This is a genomic window from Micromonospora okii, assembly GCF_020884795.1.
Lineage (GTDB): Bacteria > Actinomycetota > Actinomycetes > Mycobacteriales > Micromonosporaceae > Micromonospora > Micromonospora okii.
Genome location: NZ_BBZF01000015.1, coordinates 366380 through 384749, shown reverse-complemented (window position 1 = coordinate 384749; position 18370 = coordinate 366380). Strand labels below are relative to the sequence as shown.

Annotated in this window: 15 protein-coding genes; 12 read left to right on the top strand and 3 right to left on the bottom strand. The window is 74.6% G+C overall.

The annotated features are described in order from the left end of the window. Window positions 1-77: 77 nt before the first annotated feature. The 3 genes from LPU43_RS11225 to LPU43_RS11215 are packed head-to-tail and all read right to left on the bottom strand — an operon-like array spanning window position 78 to window position 2714. Complete coding sequence (locus LPU43_RS11225) at window positions 78-857, bottom strand: TVP38/TMEM64 family protein (RefSeq protein ID WP_373321695.1); 780 nt, start codon at window positions 855-857, stop codon at window positions 78-80. Beyond that, entirely contained in the window at window positions 758-1477 is a 720-nt protein-coding gene (locus LPU43_RS11220; protein WP_229400212.1) for a type 1 glutamine amidotransferase, read from the bottom strand. The genes LPU43_RS11225 and LPU43_RS11220 overlap by 100 nt, the downstream gene beginning before the upstream one ends. Beyond that, the gene (locus LPU43_RS11215; protein ID WP_229400375.1) at window positions 1467-2714 is read right to left on the bottom strand and encodes a MurT ligase domain-containing protein; all 1248 of its coding nucleotides are present in this window, start codon (window positions 2712-2714) and stop codon (window positions 1467-1469) included. Before LPU43_RS11215 ends, LPU43_RS11220 begins: the two co-directional genes overlap by 11 nt. 356 nt (window positions 2715-3070) lie before the next feature. Between LPU43_RS11215 and mraZ the strand changes: the two genes are divergently transcribed. From mraZ to ftsZ, 12 genes are all read left to right on the top strand, one after another. Further along, on the top strand, window positions 3071-3502 hold the full coding sequence (gene mraZ, locus LPU43_RS11210) for a division/cell wall cluster transcriptional repressor MraZ (protein ID WP_229400211.1): 432 nt from the start codon (window positions 3071-3073) through the stop codon (window positions 3500-3502). A gap of 202 nt (window positions 3503-3704) precedes the next feature. Beyond that, window positions 3705-4784, top strand: a complete 1080-nt coding sequence (gene rsmH / locus LPU43_RS11205; protein WP_229400210.1) for a 16S rRNA (cytosine(1402)-N(4))-methyltransferase RsmH — start codon at window positions 3705-3707, stop codon at window positions 4782-4784. Then, window positions 4781-5383 carry a cell division protein FtsL gene (gene ftsL / locus LPU43_RS11200; RefSeq protein ID WP_229400209.1) on the top strand — a complete coding sequence of 201 codons (603 nt, stop codon included), beginning with the start codon at window positions 4781-4783 and terminating at the stop codon, window positions 5381-5383. The genes rsmH and ftsL overlap by 4 nt, the downstream gene beginning before the upstream one ends. A 5-nt stretch (window positions 5384-5388) precedes the next feature. Further along, complete coding sequence (locus LPU43_RS11195; RefSeq protein ID WP_229400208.1) at window positions 5389-7587, top strand: peptidoglycan D,D-transpeptidase FtsI family protein; 2199 nt, start codon at window positions 5389-5391, stop codon at window positions 7585-7587. Window positions 7588-7639: 52 nt separating this feature from the next. Beyond that, on the top strand, window positions 7640-9202 hold the full coding sequence (locus LPU43_RS11190) for a UDP-N-acetylmuramoyl-L-alanyl-D-glutamate--2,6-diaminopimelate ligase (RefSeq protein ID WP_229400207.1): 1563 nt from the start codon (window positions 7640-7642) through the stop codon (window positions 9200-9202). Beyond that, window positions 9199-10599: a UDP-N-acetylmuramoyl-tripeptide--D-alanyl-D-alanine ligase gene (locus tag LPU43_RS11185; RefSeq protein ID WP_229400206.1), complete on the top strand. Its 1401-nt coding sequence runs from the start codon at window positions 9199-9201 to the stop codon at window positions 10597-10599. Before LPU43_RS11190 ends, LPU43_RS11185 begins: the two co-directional genes overlap by 4 nt. Next, window positions 10596-11732: a phospho-N-acetylmuramoyl-pentapeptide-transferase gene (gene mraY, locus LPU43_RS11180; protein WP_229400205.1), complete on the top strand. Its 1137-nt coding sequence runs from the start codon at window positions 10596-10598 to the stop codon at window positions 11730-11732. The genes LPU43_RS11185 and mraY overlap by 4 nt, the downstream gene beginning before the upstream one ends. A 281-nt stretch (window positions 11733-12013) precedes the next feature. Continuing rightward, the gene (locus tag LPU43_RS11175; protein WP_373321694.1) at window positions 12014-13429 is read left to right on the top strand and encodes an FtsW/RodA/SpoVE family cell cycle protein; all 1416 of its coding nucleotides are present in this window, start codon (window positions 12014-12016) and stop codon (window positions 13427-13429) included. Then, on the top strand, window positions 13429-14538 hold the full coding sequence (gene murG, locus LPU43_RS11170) for an undecaprenyldiphospho-muramoylpentapeptide beta-N-acetylglucosaminyltransferase (RefSeq protein ID WP_229400204.1): 1110 nt from the start codon (window positions 13429-13431) through the stop codon (window positions 14536-14538). The genes LPU43_RS11175 and murG overlap by 1 nt, the downstream gene beginning before the upstream one ends. A gap of 139 nt (window positions 14539-14677) precedes the next feature. Continuing rightward, complete coding sequence (gene murC / locus LPU43_RS11165) at window positions 14678-16159, top strand: UDP-N-acetylmuramate--L-alanine ligase (protein WP_229400203.1); 1482 nt, start codon at window positions 14678-14680, stop codon at window positions 16157-16159. Continuing rightward, a complete protein-coding gene (locus LPU43_RS11160; RefSeq protein WP_229400202.1) occupies window positions 16156-16971 on the top strand; it encodes a cell division protein FtsQ/DivIB in 816 nt (271 codons plus the stop codon). Before murC ends, LPU43_RS11160 begins: the two co-directional genes overlap by 4 nt. A gap of 275 nt (window positions 16972-17246) precedes the next feature. Beyond that, window positions 17247-18362 (top strand): cell division protein FtsZ, encoded by a 1116-nt coding sequence (gene ftsZ / locus LPU43_RS11155; protein ID WP_229400201.1) that lies wholly within the window; start codon window positions 17247-17249, stop codon window positions 18360-18362. Window positions 18363-18370: the final 8 nt, after the last annotated feature.

The following is an 18370-nucleotide window of genomic DNA, read 5'->3' as shown; positions in this document are numbered from 1 at the left end:
TCCGGTGCCTCGCGGCCCGGGCCGGCCGCCTTGTGGCCACCGTGCGGGCGGCCGGGGCGGCCGGTCCGGCCGACGGGTCAGCCCGGGGCGGGCCGACGTCGCCGCTCCGCGCGCCACCAGCGGTGGAGCAGGACCGCGCTGGCGATCAGGCCCAGGCTGGCGGGGGCGGCGGCGTACCAGTTGACGCCGCCCGGAGCGGTGGCCGACGCGCCAAGCGCGGCGTAGCCGAACGCGGTCGGGGCCGAGGCGAGGACGCTGCCGGTCAGGAACGGCAGCAGCCGCGCGCCGGTGGTGCCGTAGCCGTAGCTGGTCAGCCCGTACCCGGAGATCGGCAGCAGCCGGACCGTCGCCACCCCCAGCACGCTCTGCCGGGCGAACCAGCGGTCGAGGCGGGCGAGCCGGCCGCGTACCCGCTCGGCCACGAACTCCCGGCCCAGCACGCGGCCCACCGCGAAGCCGAGCGCGGCGGCCAGCAGGGCCGCGCCGAGCGAGTACGCCGCGCCTTCGAGGGGGCCGAAGATCGCCCCCGAGGCGAGCGTGACGAAGGTGCGGGGGACCAGCGCGACCAGCAGCAGCGCCCCGCCGAGGATCGCCGCCACGGGGGCGAGCCCGCCCAGCCGGTCGGCCAGCCGGGGCAGCCCGTCCGCGTCGGGCGGGCCGACGACGCCCAGCACCACCCCGAGGGCGGCGAGCAGGAGCAGCAGCAGGGCGAACCGGCGCGCCGGCGGCTGCCGCAGCAGCCGCCGGACGGCCGGGATCACGCCCGGGCGGCCGCCACCGCGGCGCGGCGCTCGGCGCGCAGCCGCTCGGCCCAGGTGTCGTCCAGCGGCGGGAGTTGGTGCGCGCCGGTCGCCCAGCGCAGCAGCAGGTCGGCCAGGGCGGGGTTGCGGGCCAGGGCCGGGCCGTGCGAGTACGTGCCGAGCAGCTTCCCCCGCCACGCCCCCTCGGTCGCCCCGTCGTTGCCGACCCCGGCGGTGACCCGGGCCAGCGGGGACACCCCCGGGCCGAGGTGGGTCCGGCCGCCGTGGTTCTCGAACCCGGTGAGCGCCGGCACGCCGAGGCGCGGGTCGATGTCGCCGGCCAGCTCGCCGACGGCCCGGCTGGGGCCCCGGTCGGAGGAGAGGTCGAGCAGCTCCAGCCCGGCGCACTGGACGCCCTTGGCGAAGAACGAGGTGCCGAGGAGCTGGTAGCCGGCGCAGACGCCGAACACCACCGAGCCCTGGGCGACGGCCCGGTGCAGGCCGCCGTCGGCGCGCAGCCGCTGCGCGCCGAGCGCCTGCGGGCCGTCCTCGCCGCCGCCGATGAGGTAGATGTCGGCGGTGGCGGGCAGCCGCTGGTCGGAGCGGACCTCCATCACCTCAACGGGCATCCCGCGAAGCTGCGCCCGGCGGGCCAGGATCAGCAGGTTGCCCCGGTCGCCGTAGGTGGACAGCAGGTCCGGGTAGATCCAGACGATACGCAGGCTCTCAGTTGACACGGTCCAGCTCCGCTCGGATGTCCTGGAAGGCGGTGTAGTTGGCGATGACCTCCAGCCGGCCGGGCGGCACGGCCCGGACCGCCTCGCCGAACGTCCGCACGTGCTGGAACGGCACGCCGTTGACGTCGAGGCGGACCGCCAGGTCGTACGCCCGGTCGCCCGTGATCATCACCTGCCGGCCGCGCAGCGGGGCGAAGTCGACGTCGAAGAGCCAGGAGGTGTCCAGCCCGTCGGGGTCCCGGGCGTTGATGGAGAGCAGTGTCGGGGCGACGTCGGCCATGTCGAACGCCTCCAGCCAGCTCGCCGGGTTCTTCGCCAGCAGCAGCCGGATGTTGCGCCCGTCGCGGTCGACCTGGGCGTAGCGGCCGGCGATCGAGGTGACCGCGCCGAGCCGGGAGACCGCGTCGACCGGCCGGACGCCGAACTCGGCGGCGATCGCGAGGGCGGTGGCCGCGTTGCCGAGGTTGACCTTGCCGGGGAGCTGGAGCGTCACCTTGTGCCAGGCGCCGGTCGGGTCGAGCACCCCGTCGTCCTCGACGGCCCACTGCGGCTGGGGGCGGCGCAGCGGGCAGCCGCTGCACCACCACTGCTCGCCGTTGCGCTGGATGGTGTGCCCGCACTCGGGGCAGACCCAGGAGTCGTCGTGCCAGCGCTGGCCGGCGCTGAACCAGGTCACGTGGGGCGGCCGGAGGCCGCGCGCCGGGTCGCCGGGCGGGGTCGCGGCCCACACCACCATCGGGTCGTCGGCGTTGGCCACGACCCGCACGTCCGGGTGGTTGACCAGCGCGGCGCGCCAGAGCTGCGCCATCATGGCGACCTCCTTGGCCCGGTCGAGCTGGTCGCGCGAGAGGTTGAGCAGCGCGACCACGTGCGGCTCGGTGGCCTGGAGGACCTGGGCCAGGTAGTGCTCGTCGACCTCCAGCACCGCGTACGGGGTGCTGCCCGCCTTGGCCAGCGCGGACGTGTGCCCGGTGGGCATGTTGGCGCCGAAGGAGTTGGTGGCCACCCGGCCCAGCACGCCGACCGCCGCCGTGGTCAGCCGGGTGGTGGTGGTCTTGCCGTTGGTGCCGGAGACGAGCGCGATGGCGCGTCCGGCAGCCAGGTGGGCCAGCAGGTCGGGGTCGATCTTCAGGCCGATCCAGCCGCCGATCACCGAACCGTCGCCACGACCCGCTGCCCGGGACAGCGCCGCGGCGGTCCGCGACACGGAGCTGGCCACCTTCGCCCGCAGGGGCATCTTCGCGTCCGTCACGCGAGCGAGGTTACCGGACCGCCGCGCCCGCCAGATCGGCGCGGACGGCGAACCGTTCGGCCGGGGCCGTCGGGCGAACGGCCGCCGGGCACCCGACCGTAAGGAGTCGATCTATGTCGGGTAGCGGACGGCGCGGCGGGGGCCGCCGCGCCCCTCCACTCCGCTCCACCCCCTCTGACGTGCGGTTTTGTCCTTCGAAACGGCGCGCCACGCGGGCGATTCCGGTTGCGGGTGGAGGGAAGTGGAGTAGAGTGGGGCGCGATGGTGAGGCCGGGAGGGCCCACCGGCCCGGGGGGAGGCGGCGCCGCGAACGCCGCTGAAAGGGCGAGGGGGTTGGGCCGATGTTCCTCGGCACCCACACCCCGCGCCTGGACGACAAGGGCCGGTTGATCCTTCCGGCGAAGTTCCGGGATGAGCTGGCGGGGGGTGTCGTGATCACCAAAGGGCAGGAGCGCTGTCTCTACGTCTTCCCGATGCCCGAGTTCCAGCGCATCGCCGACCAGTTGCGCGCGCAACCCATGACGCACAAGGCGGCCCGCGCCTACAGCCGGGTCTTCTTCGCCAGCGCGCACGACGAGGTCCCGGACAAGCAGGGCCGGGTCACCATCCCGGCCCACCTGCGGGCGTACGCCGGGCTCGAACGCGACCTGGTGGTCATCGGGGCGAGCACGCGGGTGGAGATCTGGGACAGGTCGGCCTGGGAGACCTACCTCGCCGAGAGCGAGGACGACTTCGCCGACATCTCCGAGGGGGTGTTGCCCGGCGGCCTGTAGGCGTGGCGACGCACGACGTACTGCGAGATCTCCAGCCGCTTTCGAGTTCCTGGCACCCCTTCCCCGGTGCCAGGCGCACGATCTCACCGGAGGGCCGCGGCCTCCGGCGGGCGGGAAGCGGATGGGGATCTGGCGGTACGACGAAGGCGTCGCCGCGACGGGCGCGAAGAGAAACGGACGGTTGCAACCAGTGGGGGTCGACATGGGGGAGTTACGCGGCACGCATGTGCCCGTGCTGCTCGAGCGGTGTCTCGAGCTGCTGGCCCCCGCGCTGGACAGGGGCGACCGCACGATCCACGTCGACGCCACGCTGGGCCTGGCCGGCCACGCCGAGGCGGTGCTGCAACGGCACCCGCGCACGGTGCTGATCGGCCTGGACCGCGACACCGAGGCCCTCGCCCACGCGCGGGTCCGGCTGGCGCGCTTCGCCGACCGGGTCCACCTCGAACACGCCGTCTACGACGAGCTGCCCGAGGTGCTGGGCCGGCTCGGCTACCCGGCGGTCGACGGGGTCCTGTTCGACCTGGGTGTCTCCTCGTTGCAGTTGGACGCGCCCGACCGCGGGTTCGCCTACGCGCAGGACGCGCCGCTGGACATGCGGATGGACCAGACCCGGGGGGTGACCGCCGAGGAGGTGGTCAACACCTACCCGCACCCGGACCTGGCCCGGGTGCTGCGGGTCTACGGCGAGGAGAAGTTCGCCGGCCGGATCGCCTCGGCGATCATCCGGGAGCGCGAGCGGGCCCGGATCACCTCGTCGGCGCGGCTGGCGGAGCTGGTCAGGGAGAGCATCCCGGCACCAGCACGACGAACCGGCGGACACCCGGCCAAGAGAACGTTTCAGGCTTTACGGATCGAGGTAAACAAGGAGCTGGCAGCGCTGGAGACGGCGCTGCCGGCCGCTCTCGACAAGCTCACCGTGGGTGGCCGCATGGTGGTCCTGTCCTACCACTCGCTGGAGGACAGGCTCACCAAGGCGGCCCTCGCCGACCGGGTCCGCAGCAAGGGCCCGGTCGACCTCCCGGTCGAACTTCCCGGTTCGGCCCCGACGTTCCGGCTGTTGAGCCGGGGCGCGGAGCTGCCCGGGGAGGAGGAGGTCGCCGCGAACCCGCGCGCCGCCTCGGTGCGCTTGCGGGCTGCGGAGAGGATCGATCCGGGAGCGGAGCAACAGGGGCGGGCCGACCGCGAACGGTACCGCCGGCGGGTAAGGGCGATGCACCAGCCGGGGACGGGGGGCCCGGGCGACGGGGCAGGGACGGACGAAGAGGGGGAGGGAAGATGAACGTTGACAAGCGCGGCGGCCGGGACACCGGCGTCGGGCAGCGCGCACCGCGGTCGGGGGGCCGGACCGCGGCGCAGCGGACCACGCGGGCCGGGGTTCCGGCGGCGGGGGCCGGCCGGCTCGACCGGCAGGGGGAGACTGGCGCCCGGGGGGCGCGCGAGTTCCCGACCAACGGCAGCGCCGCGCTGCGTCCGACCGAGCGGGTCCGCCCGACGGCGACCCCGTCGCCGCGACTGCGGGTGGCGCCGCCGCCGCCCGTGTCGGTGCCCCGGGCGCCGTTCGCGGCGCTGATCCTGGTGCTGGTCGTCGGCGGGGTGCTCGGCATCCTCCTGGTCAACACCAAGATCAACGAGAATTCCTTCCGGATCGAGCGGCTCCAGCAGCAGCAGGCCAAGCTCGACGTCGACCAGCAGCAGCTCGACAAGGAGATCGCCGACGCGAAGGCGCCGGGCAACCTGACCGCCGCCGCCCGCAAGCTCGGCATGGTCCAGTCGGAGGAGCCGGCGTACATCCGGCTGCCCGACGGCAAGATGATCGGGGTGCCGCAGCCGGCCAACGGCCAGCCCTCGGTCACCAGCCAGCAGGGCGCGGGGGGCTGAGCGACGTGCCGCCGAGATCGGACGAACCGCGCCGGGACGCCACGGGCTCCCGGCGCGGTTCGTCCCGGGCCACCGGCGGGCGGGGCGAGCCGCGCTCCGGCGAGCCCGGCGCGGGGGGCATCTCCGACGCGCGGGCGTACACCCCCCGGGGCCGGACCATCCGCGAGGAGCGCGGGACGGGCCGCGCCGGGGTGGGGGGCGGCGAGCAGCGACGCACCCCCCGCAGCACCCGCGCCGGCGACCCGTTCCGGCCGGCGTTGCAGGTGCTCGACGGCGGCCGGGCCGGTGCGACCCGCGCCGGCCGCCGAGAGACCGCCCCGGCGGGCCGCTCCACCGTGGTCCGCACCGTCACGGCCCGGCCGGACCGGGCCGCGCCCGACGACGTCCCGCCGCGCCGCCGGCCCGGCCCGCGCCGCCCGGAGCGCCCCGCCGCCCGGCGCTCGCCGCGCAAGCCCCGCAAGCCGCCCCGGCTGGCCGATCCCCGGCGCCGGCTGCGCCTGGGCACCCTGCTCGTCCTCTCGCTCTTCGCCACCATCGGCGTCCGGCTGGTCTTCCTCCAGGCCGTCGACACCCCGGCGTACGCGGGCGGCGGGCTGGCCGACCGGCTGATCCGGATCGACCTGCCCGCCCCCCGGGGCGCCATCTACGACCGCACCGGCGCCCCGCTGGCCAACAGCGTCGAGGCCCGGTACGTCTTCGCCGACCCCACCCAGGTCAAGGACCGCGCGGCGACCGCCCGCGCGCTGTCGCCCCTGCTCGGCCTGCCCGTCTCGGAGCTGGCCGACCGGATGCGCCCGCGCACCCTGGAGAACGGCCGCAACTCCCAGTTCGAGTACCTGGCCCGGGGGGTCGACGTCCCCGTCGCCAAGAAGATCGTGGCGCTGGAACTGGCGGGCATCGGCGTGCACCGCGACGAGCGGCGCGAGGTGCCCGGCGGCGACCTGGCCGCCAACCTGCTCGGTTTCACCAGCCAGGACATGGTCGGCCTGGAGGGGCTGGAGGCCCGCTACGACGACCTGCTGCGCGGCGAGATCGGCCGCAAGGTGTACGAGGCGGGGCTGGGCAAGCTGGACGCCCCCATCCCCGGCGGCTACAGCCGCACCACCCCCGCCAAGCCGGGCAGCTCGCTGGCGCTGACCGTCGAGCGGGACCTCCAGTTCAAGGCGCAGCAGGCGCTGAAGGACCAGATGGCCAAGGCCCGGGGCAGCGTGGGCGCGGCGATCGTGCTCGACGTGACCAACGGCGAGGTGCTGGCCCAGGCCAGCCACCCCACCTACAACGCGGCCAAGCCGAACGAGAGCGAGCCGACCGCCCGGGAGGACGCCGCCACCAGCTTCGTCGTCGACCCCGGCTCGGTCCACAAGGCGATCACCTTCGGCGCGGCCCTCCAGGAGGGGGTGATCACCCCGGACACGGCGCTGCCGATCGCCGACAGCATCGTCAGGGGCGACACCACCTTCCGCGACACCCACCCGGCGAACGGGCGGCGGATGAGCCTGGCCGGGATGATGGCGTTCTCGTCGAACGTCGGCACCATCGAGATCGCCGACAAGCTCGGCAAGGAACGGCTCATCGACTACCAGAAGCGGTTCGGGCTGGGCCAGCCCACGGGCGAGGGGATGCCGGGGGAGGCCGGCGGCCGGCTGCTGCCCGCCGAGGCGTGGAGCGGCTCGTCGTACGGGTCGGTGCCGATCGGGCACAGCGTCGACGCCACACCGTTGCAGATGGCCGCCGCCTACGCCGCGATCGCCAACGACGGCACGTACGTGCAGCCGCACCTGATCAAGGAAGTGATCGACGGGAAGGACGGCAGCCGCACCCCGGGCAAGGCCCCGGTCACCCGCTCGGTGCTCAGCCCCGCCAACGCGGCGGCGCTGCGCACCATGCTGGAGGCGGTCACCACCGTCGAGGGGGCCACCGGCCGCGCCGCGGCGGTGCCCGGCTACCGGGTCGCCGGCAAGACCGGCACCGGCATCCGGTACGTCGACGGCAAGCAGCAGCCCGGCGAGGTCGGCTCGTTCATCGGGATGGCCCCCGCCGACAAGCCCCGGTTCGTGGTCGCGGTCTTCGTGTGGAGCCCCGTCGGCGGGGGCGGGGACGTCGCCGCGCCGGCCTTCCGCGAGATCATGGGCTTCACGCTGAGCCGGCACCGGGTTCCGCCGTCGACCGCCCCCGCGCCGAAGTTCGAGGTCTTTCCGCGCTGAGCAGGCGCGGGGGGACATCATCGGTAGGTGGGGACGAACCACCGGGGCGGCTGTGCGGTCGGAACCGGACGACCGGGTAGGGTCTGACGCCGTGTCCGGCAATCCACGCCCCCGTACCGTCGTCGGTCTCCGCCTCGGTGACCTCGCCGACCGGCTGGCCGCGCAGGCCCCGCCCGGCGCCGCCGACGTCACGGTGACCGGGGTGACCCACGCCAGCCAGGAGGTCCGCCCCGGCGACCTGTACGCCGCGCTGCCCGGCGCCCGCCGCCACGGCGCGGAGTTCGCCGCCGGGGCCGCCGCCGCGGGCGCGGTGGCCGCCCTCACCGACCCAGCCGGCGCGCCGGTGGTGGCCGCGGCGGGCCTGCCGGCGCTGGTGGTGCCCGATCCCCGCGCGGCCCTCGGCGGCCTCGCCTCCGCCGTCTACGGCGACCCGACCGACGGGCTGACCGTCATCGGGATCACCGGCACCGCCGGCAAGACCTCCACGGCGTACCTGGTCGAGGCGGGGCTGCGCGCCGCCGGCCACGTCACCGGCCTGATCGGCACCGTGGAGACGCGGCTCGGCGACCTGGTGATCGACAGCGTCCGGACCACGCCGGAGGCCACCGACCTGCACGCGATGCTCGCCGCCGCCCGCGAGCGCGGGGTCACCGCGCTGGTCATGGAGGTCTCCAGCCACGCCCTGGCCATGGGCCGGGTGGGCGGGGTGCGGTTCACCGTCGGCGGGTACACCAACTTCGGCTCCGACCACCTGGATTTCCACGCCGACTCGGCGGACTACTTCGCCGCGAAGGCCCAGCTCTTCGACGGCCGCTGCGCCGCCGAGGTGCTCAACCACGACGACCCGGCGCTGCGCCCGCTGTTCACCCCGGCCACGATCAGCTACTCGGCGGCCGGCGACCCGACCGCCACCTGGTACGCCACGGACGTCGAGGGCGAGGGGTACGCGCAGCGCTTCACCGCGCACGGCCCCGGCGGGCTGACCGTGCCGGCCCGCGTGGCGCTGCCCGGGCGGCACAACGTGGCCAACGCGCTGCTCGCCATCGCGGCGCTGGTCGCCGCCGGGGTGGACGCCCCGACCGCCGCCGAGGGGGTGGCCGCGTGCGGCGGCGTGCCCGGCCGGCTGGAGCTGGTCGCCACGACCGGCCCGGTGCGCGGCGTGGTCGACTACGCGCACAAGACGGACGCGATCGTGGCGGCCCTGGCCGCGCTGCGTGAGCTGAGCTCCGGGCGGCTGATCTGCGTCCTCGGCGCGGGCGGCGACCGGGACCGGGGCAAGCGGCCGGCGATGGGCGCCGCCGCCGCCCGGGGGGCCGACGTGGTGCTGGTGACCGACGACAACCCGCGCACCGAGGACCCGGCGGCGATCCGGGCCGAGGTGCTGGCCGGGGCGCACGACGCGGGCACCGGAACCCGGATCGTGGAGGTGGCCGGCCGGCGGGCGGCCATCGCCGAGGCGGTCCGCCTGGCCGGGGAGGGGGACGTGGTCGCGGTGCTCGGCAAGGGGCACGAGCGCGGGCAGGAGGTGGGGGGCGAGGTGCTGCCGTTCGACGACCGCGCGGAGCTGGCCGACGCGCTGCGCGCCCGCTTCGGGGACCTGGCGGGCCGCCGGTGATCCCGCTGACGCTGGCCGAGGTGGCCGAGGCCGTCGGCGGCCGGCTGCTCGACGCTGACCCCGCCGCCCGGGTCACCGGCCCGGTCGAATTCGACTCGCGCAAGGCCGCGCCCGGCGCGCTGTTCGTGGCGTTCCCCGGCGAGAAGGTGGACGGCCACGACTACGCCGCCACCGCCGTCGCCGCCGGCGCGGTGGCCGTGCTCGGCACCCGGGAGGTACCCGGGGTGCCGATGGTGCTGGTCGCCGACGCCCTCGACGCGATGGGCCGGCTGGCCCGGGCCGTGGTGGACCGGCTGCCCGGGCTCACCGTGATCGGGCTGACCGGCTCGTCCGGCAAGACCACCACGAAGGACCTGATCGCCCAGCTCACCACCCGGCTCGGCCCCACGGTGGCCCCGCCCGGGTCGTTCAACAACGAGCTGGGGCACCCGTGGACGGCGCTGCGCGCCGACGCCGACACCCGCTTCCTGGTGATGGAGAAGGGCGCCCGGGGGGTCGGGCACGTGCGCTACCTGTGCGAGGTGGTGCCGCCCCGGATCTCCGTGGTGCTCAACGTCGGCGTGGCGCACATCGGCGAGTTCGGCTCGGTGGAGAACATCGCGCTGGCCAAGGGGGAGCTGGTCGAGGCGCTGCCGGCCGACGGGCTGGCGGTGCTCAACGCCGACGACCCGCTCGTGGACGCCATGGCCGACCGCACCCGGGCCCGGGTGGTCCGCTACGGCGAGGCCACGCAGGCCGACGTCCGCGCCGAGGGCGTGAGCCTGGACGGGCGGGGCCGGGCGTCGTACAGGCTGGTGACGCCGGAGGGGAGCGCGGCCGTGCGGCTCGGGCTGACCGGCCGGCACCAGGTCTCCAACTCCCTGGCCGCCGCCGCCGTGGCCCGGGAGCTGGGGATGCCTCTGGCCGAGCTGGCCGCCGCGCTGGGCGAGCTGGGTCTGGTGTCCACCCGCCGGATGGACGTCGTCGAGCGGCCCGACGGCGTCACGATGATCGACGACTCGTACAACGCCAACCCTGCCTCGATGGCGGTCGCGCTGCGGGCGCTGGCCGGCATGGGCGGCGGGGGGCGCACGGTCGCGGTGCTCGGCTACATGGCCGAGCTGGGGCCGTACGAACGCCAGGGGCACCTGGAGGTCGGCCGGCTCGCGGCCGAGCTGGGCGTGGACCGGCTGCTCGTGGTGGGTGAGCCGGCGGCGCCGATCCATGAGGGCGCGACAGCGGTAGAGGACTGGGGAGGAGAGTCGGTGCTGCTCACCGATCAGGCAGCGGCCGTCGAGGTGCTGCGGAGCGAGCTACGGCCGGGCGACGTCGTCCTGGTGAAGGGCTCGAGGTACCGCACCTGGGAGGTGGCCGACGCGCTGCGCGCGGACGCCGCGGGCAAGGGAGCCGCCGGATGAGGGCGGTGATCGTCGCGATCGGGGTGGCCTTCCTCGTCTCGCTGTTCTGCACGCCCATCGCGATCCGGGTGTTCACCCGGCTCAAGGCCGGCCAGCCGATCCGATCCAACCTCGGGCTCGCCAGCAACCAGGGCAAGAAGGGCACGCCGACGATGGGCGGCGTGGTCTTCATCCTGGCCACGGTCATCGCGTACGTCGCGGGGCACCTGGCCCTGACCACCCTGCCGGACGCGCAGATCGCCCAGGTCGAGCCGACCATCACGGCGCTGGTGCTGCTGGGCCTGATGGTCTTCTCCGGCGCGGTCGGCTTCATCGACGACTTCCTCAAGGTCCGCAAGCGGAACAGCGGCGGGCTCAACAAGCGGGGCAAGCTGGCCGGGCAGATCGCCGTCGGGGCGATCTTCGGCATCGTGGCGCTGTACTTCCCGAGCAGCATGACCGACGCCAGCGGCGAGGCCACCAACACCGAGACGGTGGGCGCCACGACGCTGAGCTTCATCCGGGACATCCCCGCGCTGGACGTCACCAAGATCGGCGCGGTGGTCATCTTCATCTTCGTGGTGATGGCGGCCACCAACGGCGTGAACCTCACCGACGGCCTCGACGGCCTGGCCACCGGCGCGTCGGTGATGGTCCTCGCGGCGTACGCGCTGATCGCGTTCTGGCAGTACCGGCACTGGTGCGCCGACCCGACGTACACGGCGAACCCGAACAACTACTGCTACACGGTCCGTGACCCGCTGGAGATCGCGCTGATCGCCGGGGCGGCGGCGGGGGCCTGCGTGGGCTTCCTGTGGTGGAACACCTCGCCCGCGCGGATCTTCATGGGCGACACCGGGGCGCTGGGCCTGGGCGGGCTGATCGCCGGCATGGCGATGTCCACCCGGACCATCATGCTGCTGCCGATCATCGGCGGGCTCTTCGTGATCATCACGATGTCGGTGGTGATCCAGATCATCTCGTTCCGCACCACCGGCAAGCGGGTGTTCCGCATGTCCCCGTTGCAGCACCACTTCGAGCTCGCGGGCTGGAGCGAGGTCAACATCGTCGTCCGGTTCTGGATCATCGCGGGGATCGGGGTGGCCGTCGCCCTCGGCCTGTTCTACAGCGACTTCCTGGCCGCGATGGGCTGACCCGCCGGGGCGGCCCGCTCCGCGCTGCGCGGATGTGGGGAAGGGCACCTTGTCATGCGAAATGCGATGACAAGGTGCCCTTCCTTTCGCCAGGACGACACGCCGACCACGGCGTTCGACAGGTTCGGACCGGCCGCAACCGCGATGATGGGCGGGTGGGGGAGGACCGAGGCACCGGCACGACGACATCCGACACAGCGCCCCGGCGGGCCGCAGGGGCCGCACGGGCCACCGACCCGCCCGCCCCGGCGCCGGCGCTCGGCCTGGACGCCGGCGGCGGGCTGGCCGCGCTGCGCGGCCTGCTGGCCCGACCGCTGGCGTCGTACTACCTGCTGATCTCCAGCGTCGGCCTGCTGCTGGTGATCGGCCTGACCATGGTCTTCTCGGCCACCAGCGTGAAGAGCTACGCGGAGGAGGGCAACGCCTTCGCCGAGGCCACGAAGCAGGCGATCTTCGCGGTGATCGGCGTGCTGGCGTTCTGGGTCTGCCAGCGGCTGCCGGCGAGCACCTACCGCTCGGTCGCCCGCATCGCCCTCGGCGTCGCGGTGACGCTGCTGCTCCTGCTGAACCTCCTCACGGCCCTGAAATCGTTCTTCGGCATCAAGCGGGTCGGCCCGCTGGAGGCGGACCTGCTCTCGCTAGGCCTCGGCGGCATCCAGCTCCAGCCCTCCGAGCTGGCGAAGTTCGCCCTCGTGCTGTGGGGCGCGCACGTGCTGGCCCGCAAGGGGGCCCGGCTGGGCTGGTGGAAGGAGCTGGCCACCCCGTTCTTCCCGGTCGTCGGCCTGCTGTTCGTGCTGGTCGGCTACAACGACCTGGGCAGCATGCTCTGCCTGCTGGCGCTGGTCGTCGGTCTGCTCTGGGCGGCCGGCGTGCGGGCCCGGATCTTCGCCGCGCTCACCGCGGTCGGCCTGGCCGGCATCGGCCTGCTGGTCGCCGCGGCCTCGCTCGGGGCCGGCTCCGGCTCCCGGGACGCCGAGAACTACCGGCTGGGCCGGCTCACCGTGTGGCTCGACCCACCCTCCCCGCAGACCTGCATGGACCTGCAACTGGAGAACTGCTACCAGCTCATCCAGGCCCGCTACGCGATCGGCAACGGCGGCTGGTTCGGCGTCGGCCTGGGGCAGAGCAGCTTCAAGTTCGGCTGGCTCCCCGAGGCCCACAACGACTTCATCTTCGCGATCGTCGCCGAGGAGCTGGGCGTGGTCGGCTGCACCGTGGTCCTGGTGCTCTTCGCCGTGCTCGCGTACAGCGGGCTGCGGATCGCCCGCCGGGTGGAGGACCCGTTCCGCCGGCTCGCCGCCGCCGGCGTGACCGCCTGGCTGGTCGGCCAGGCCGTCATCAACATCGGCGGGGTCACCGGCCTGATGCCGCTGACCGGCGTGCCGCTGCCGTTCATCTCCGACGGCGGAAGCGCCCTGGTGGTGACCCTGGCGGCGATCGGGATGCTGGCCTCGTTCGCCCGCGCGGAGCCCGACGCCGCCCGAGCCCTGCACGCCCGTCCGCCCGCCCGATGGGTCCGACTACTCTGGGCCCCGTTGCCGCCGCTTCCCGGCCGGCGTCGCCGACCGGCGTCGCCACCGGCGGACCGTGGGTCCGTGCCCAGGTCCCGGGCGCGGCGGGAGGACGACCAGGCCGCATCCCGCGGCGCCCGGCCGAACCGGGCCCGGGGCGGGGCGGCGAGCGAGAGGAGACGCTGATGGGTCCGCTGCGTTCGGTGGTGCTCTGCGGAGGGGGCACGGGTGGCCACATCTACCCGCTGCTCGCCTTCGCCGACTGCCTGCGCCGACACGACCCGGGCGTCCGGATCACCTGCCTCGGCACACCGAAGGGCCTGGAGAACGAGCTGATCCCGCCGGCCGGTTACGACCTGCGGCAGATCCCCGCCTACCAGCTTCCCCGGTCGATCAACATGAGCCTGGTCCGCACCCCCGACCGGATGTGGAAGGCGGCCCGCGCGGCGGGCCAGGTGGTCGACGAGGTCGGCGCCCAGGTGGTCGTGGGCTTCGGCGGGTACGTCTCGGTGCCCGGCTACCTCGCCGCCTGGCGGCGCGACCTGCCGATCGTCATCCACGAGGTGAACGTGCCGCCGGGGGTGGCCAACCGGCTCGGGATGAAGTTCACGAAGAACGTCGCGGTGGGCTTCCCGCACCAGCCGGCGCAGGCCGAGGCGCTGCGCGACGCCCGGGTGGTCGGCGTGCCGCTGCGCCGGGGCATCGCCGGGCTGGACCGGGCCGCCAACGCCGCCGCCGCCCGCGCCCACTTCGGCCTCCGCCCGGACCTGCCGGTGCTCTTCGTTGCCGGCGGCTCGCAGGGCGCGCGGTCGATCAACCTCGCCGTCGCCGGGGCGGCCAAGGAGTTGGCCCGCAACGGCGTGCAGGTGCTGCACGTGATGGGCGCCCGCAACGAGCCGGTACCGATCCCCACCGACCTGCCGGTGCCGTACGTGACGCTGCCGTACCTGTCGCAGATGGAGATCGGCTACGCCGCCGCCGACCTGATGCTGGGCCGGGGCGGGGCGATGACCTGCGCCGAGGTCGCCGCGATCGGGCTGCCCACGATCTACGTGCCGTACCCGCACAGCAACCAGGAGCAGAAGCGCAACGCGCTGCCCGTGGTGGAGGCCGGCGGGGGGCTGCTCGTCGACGACGCGGAGCTGACCCCGGCCTGGCTGGAGCGCACGGTCGTCCCGCTGATCCGCGACCCGCACCGGCTCGCCGCGATGGGCGCCGCCGCCGCCGCGTACGGCCGGCGCGACGGCGACGAGGCGCTGCTGAACTTCGTCTACGAGGCGGTGGCTGCCAAGTGAGCGCGAGGAGTGAGCTTGCGAGCCCCGCAGTCGCGAACAGGGCTGGCGTGGTGAGCGCGAGGAGTGAGCTTGCGAGCCCCGCAGTCGCGAACCGAGGCGGTGGCCCAGTGAGCGCCGCTTTGACCGGAAGGTACCCGTCATGAACACCGCGCAGTTCACCCCGGCCGGCACACTGACCGCCGAGGACCTCGGCCGCATCCACCTGATCGGGGTCGGCGGGGTCGGCATGAGCGGGCTGGCCCGGCTGTTCCTGACCCGGGGCCTGCCGGTCTCCGGCAGCGAGCTGCGCGAGTGGCCGTCGCTGGCGGGGATGCGGGCGCTGGGCGGCACCGTCCACATGACCCACGAGGCGTCCAACCTCGACGGGGTCGACACCGTCGTGTACTCCTCGGCGATCCCCCAGGACCACCTGGAGATGGTGGAGGCGCGTCGACGCGGGCTGCGGGTGCTGCACCGCTCCGAGGCCCTGGCCGCCGCGATGACCGGCCGCCGCACGGTGGCGGTGGCCGGCACCCACGGCAAGACCACCACCACCTCGATGGTGACGATGGTGCTCCAGCAGGCCGGGGCGGACCCGTCGTTCGTGATCGGCGGGGAGATCTCCGAGGTCGGCTCGGGCGCGCACCACGGCACCGGCGAGCACTTCGTGGTCGAGGCGGACGAGAGCGACCGCTCGTTCCTGATCTACCGCCCGTTCGTCTCGATCATCACCAACGTCGAGGCCGACCACCTGAACACCTACGGCGACCTGGCCACCCTGGAGGCGGCGTTCGCCGAGTTCGCCCGGCTCACCGACCCGGACGGGTTCATCGTCACCTGCGCCGACGACCCGGGCGGGCGTCGGCTGGCCGAGACGCTGCGCGCCGAGGGGCGGCGGGTGCACACGTACGGCGAGGCGGCGGACGCCGACCTGCGGCTGAGCGACATGGTCTCCTCCGCCCAGGGGGTGCGCTACCTCGCGGAGATCGACGGCCGGTCGCTGGGCGAGTTCCGGCTGCCGGTGCCGGGGCGGCACATGGGGCTGAACAGCGCCTCGGCCGTGCTGGCCGCGTACCTGCTGGGGTTGCCGGTCGAGGCCGCGGAGGCCGCGCTCGGCACGTTCCCCGGGGTGCGGCGGCGCTTCGAGCGCAAGGGTGTCGCCGACGGGGTGCTGGTCTACGACGAGTACGCCTACCATCCGACCTCGATGACGCTGGCACTGCGGACGCTGCGCGAGGTGGCCGGCGAGGGGCGGCTGATCGTGGTCTTCCAGCCGTACCGGCTCTACCGCACGCGCGACCTCCAGGCGGAGATCGCCGCGGCGCTGGGGATCGCCGACGAGCTGGTGCTGCTGGAGGTCTTCGGGCCGGGCGAGCTGCGCCAGCCCGGCGAGGGCTCGGCGGCGCTGGTGGAGGCGGTGCCGCTGCCGGCCGACCGGAAGGTCTTCGTGGGCTCCTGGGACGACGCCCCGGTCGAGGTGGCCCGCCGGGCGCGCCCCGGCGACGTGGTGGTGACCATGGGCGCCCCGCCGATCTCGCTGATGGGCGACCTCCTCCTGGACGCGTTGACGGCCCGCGCGGGTGACGGCGCCGGCGTCGGCCCTGCCGGCGACCCGGACGGCCCGGTGGCCACCGCCGGATGAGCCCGGGTCCGGCGCGCGGTCGCACCGGCGGGGCGGAGCCGGGCGGCGCCCGGCGGGGGCCGGTGCGGCGCTGGCAGCTCGTCCGGGCCGGCACCGACGCGGTGCCGGCGTCCACCCGGCGGTTCATGGCCCGGGCCCGGCAGCGCCGGATGCGCGCGGCGCTGCCCTGGGCGGTGGCGGCCGGGGTGCTCGTCCTGGCCGCGCTGGTGGCCTGGACGGTGCTGGGCACGGGCCTGCTCGGGGTGCGCGAGGTCAGGGTGGAGGGCGCGAGGCTGGTCTCCGCGGTGGAGGTCCGCGAGGCCGCCGCCGTGCCCGACGACTTTCCGCTGGCCCGGGTGGACCTGGCCGGCACCGCCCGGCGGGTGGGGGAGCTGGCGCCGGTGGAGCGGGCGACGGTGACCCGGGAGTGGCCGGGCGCACTGGTGGTGCGGGTGGTGGAGCGCACGCCGGTGGCGGCGGTGCCGCAGGGTGACGCGTTCGCCGTGGTCGACGGCGCCGGGGTGGTCTTCCGCTCGGTGGCGCAGCCGGACGGCCTGCCGGTGGTGCGGGTGGGCCGGCCGGGCCCGGACGACCCGGGCACGGCCGCCGGGCTGGAGGTGCTGGCCGCGCTCACCCCGCAGTTGCGCGCGCAGCTCGTGGAGGTGAGCGTGGAGGGGCTGGCCCGGATCAGCCTGCGGCTGCGCGGCGACCGGGTGGTGGTCTGGGGGGACGCCACACGGGGCGAGGACAAGGCGCGGGTGGCCACCGCCCTGCTCGGCCGGGAGGCCGACACGATCGACGTCAGCGCTCCCGACGTGGTCACCTTCAAGTGACCGGTCGGTCAGCGGCCCCGGCCGCGACGGCCGATGGACGGGCGGGGAAGTGAGGCGTGGCCCTCTCCGACGGCGACACGCCGGGCGGGTCCTTGGCAGCGGGCGTGGGGCCGCTTACGTTGCCCCGAAGAGGATCGGTAGTTGACATAACTGTAAGCCTCTAGTAGAGGGTGAGGGTTCCGCTCTCGGCTTCGCGGGGAACAGTCGCGTCGGCGCTGGTCTGGCCAAGCCGTGTGGGGTCGGCCCATGCCAATCTCGAAGGGAAAGGACCGGAGATGACACCTCCGCACAACTACCTGGCGGTCATCAAGGTCGTCGGCATCGGGGGCGGCGGCGTCAACGCCGTCAACCGGATGATCGAGGTTGGGCTCAAGGGCGTCGAGTTCATCGCGATCAACACCGACGCGCAGGCGCTGCTGATGAGCGACGCCGACGTGAAGCTCGACGTCGGCCGCGAGCTGACCCGCGGCCTCGGCGCGGGCGCCAACCCGGACGTCGGCAAGAACGCCGCCGAGGACCACCGCGACGAGATCGAGGAGGTGCTCAAGGGCGCCGACATGGTCTTCGTGACCTGCGGCGAGGGCGGCGGCACCGGCACCGGCGGCGCGCCCGTCGTGGCCAACATCGCCCGCAAGCTCGGCGCGCTGACCATCGGCGTGGTCACCCGGCCGTTCTCCTTCGAGGGCAAGCGCCGCCAGGTGCAGGCCGAGGCCGGAATAGACGAGCTGCGCAACCAGTGCGACACGCTGATCGTCATTCCCAACGACCGGCTGCTCGCGCTCGGCGACCGCAACATCAGCATGATGGACGCGTTCCGCACCGCCGACCAGGTGCTCCTCTCCGGTGTCCAGGGCATCACCGACCTGATCACCACGCCGGGTCTGATCAACCTGGACTTCGCCGACGTCAAGAGCGTGATGAGCGGCGCGGGCAGCGCGCTGATGGGCATCGGCAGCGCCCGGGGGGAGAACCGCGCGGTCGAGGCGGCCGAGGCGGCCATCTCCAGCCCGCTGCTGGAGCAGAGCATGGACGGCGCGCGCGGCGTGCTGCTCTCCATCGCCGGCGGCTCCGACCTCGGCCTGTTCGAGATCAACGACGCGGCCCAGCTGGTCACCGACGCGGCCCACCCGGACGCGAACATCATCTTCGGCGCGGTCATCGACGACGCCCTCGGCGACGAGGTGCGGGTCACCGTGATCGCCGCCGGCTTCGACGGCGGGGCGCCGGCGTACAAGTCGGTCGAGCCGGTCCGCAAGTCCAACCAGAACCAGCCCGCCCCGCCGGCCCCGCCCGTGCCGCCGCCGACCACGATGCCCGCGCCGGCGCAGTCGCCGCGCCGCGTGCTCTTCGACGACGTGGACGTGCCGGACTTCCTCAAGAACGGGTCCTGACCCGCCAC

Excerpts from the sequence above, each read along its gene's own strand:
- LPU43_RS11215 (WP_229400375.1), bottom strand. The coding sequence starts at position 2,714 with ATGCCCCTGCGGGCGAAGGTGGCCAGCTCCGTGTCGCGGACCGCCGCG.
- mraZ (WP_229400211.1), top strand. The coding sequence starts at position 3,071 with ATGTTCCTCGGCACCCACACCCCGCGCCTGGACGACAAGGGCCGGTTG.
- rsmH (WP_229400210.1), top strand. The coding sequence starts at position 3,705 with ATGGGGGAGTTACGCGGCACGCATGTGCCCGTGCTGCTCGAGCGGTGT.
- ftsL (WP_229400209.1), top strand. The coding sequence starts at position 4,781 with ATGAACGTTGACAAGCGCGGCGGCCGGGACACCGGCGTCGGGCAGCGC.
- mraY (WP_229400205.1), top strand. The coding sequence starts at position 10,596 with ATGAGGGCGGTGATCGTCGCGATCGGGGTGGCCTTCCTCGTCTCGCTG.
- murG (WP_229400204.1), top strand. The coding sequence starts at position 13,429 with ATGGGTCCGCTGCGTTCGGTGGTGCTCTGCGGAGGGGGCACGGGTGGC.
- murC (WP_229400203.1), top strand. The coding sequence starts at position 14,678 with ATGAACACCGCGCAGTTCACCCCGGCCGGCACACTGACCGCCGAGGAC.
- LPU43_RS11160 (WP_229400202.1), top strand. The coding sequence starts at position 16,156 with ATGAGCCCGGGTCCGGCGCGCGGTCGCACCGGCGGGGCGGAGCCGGGC.
- ftsZ (WP_229400201.1), top strand. The coding sequence starts at position 17,247 with ATGACACCTCCGCACAACTACCTGGCGGTCATCAAGGTCGTCGGCATC.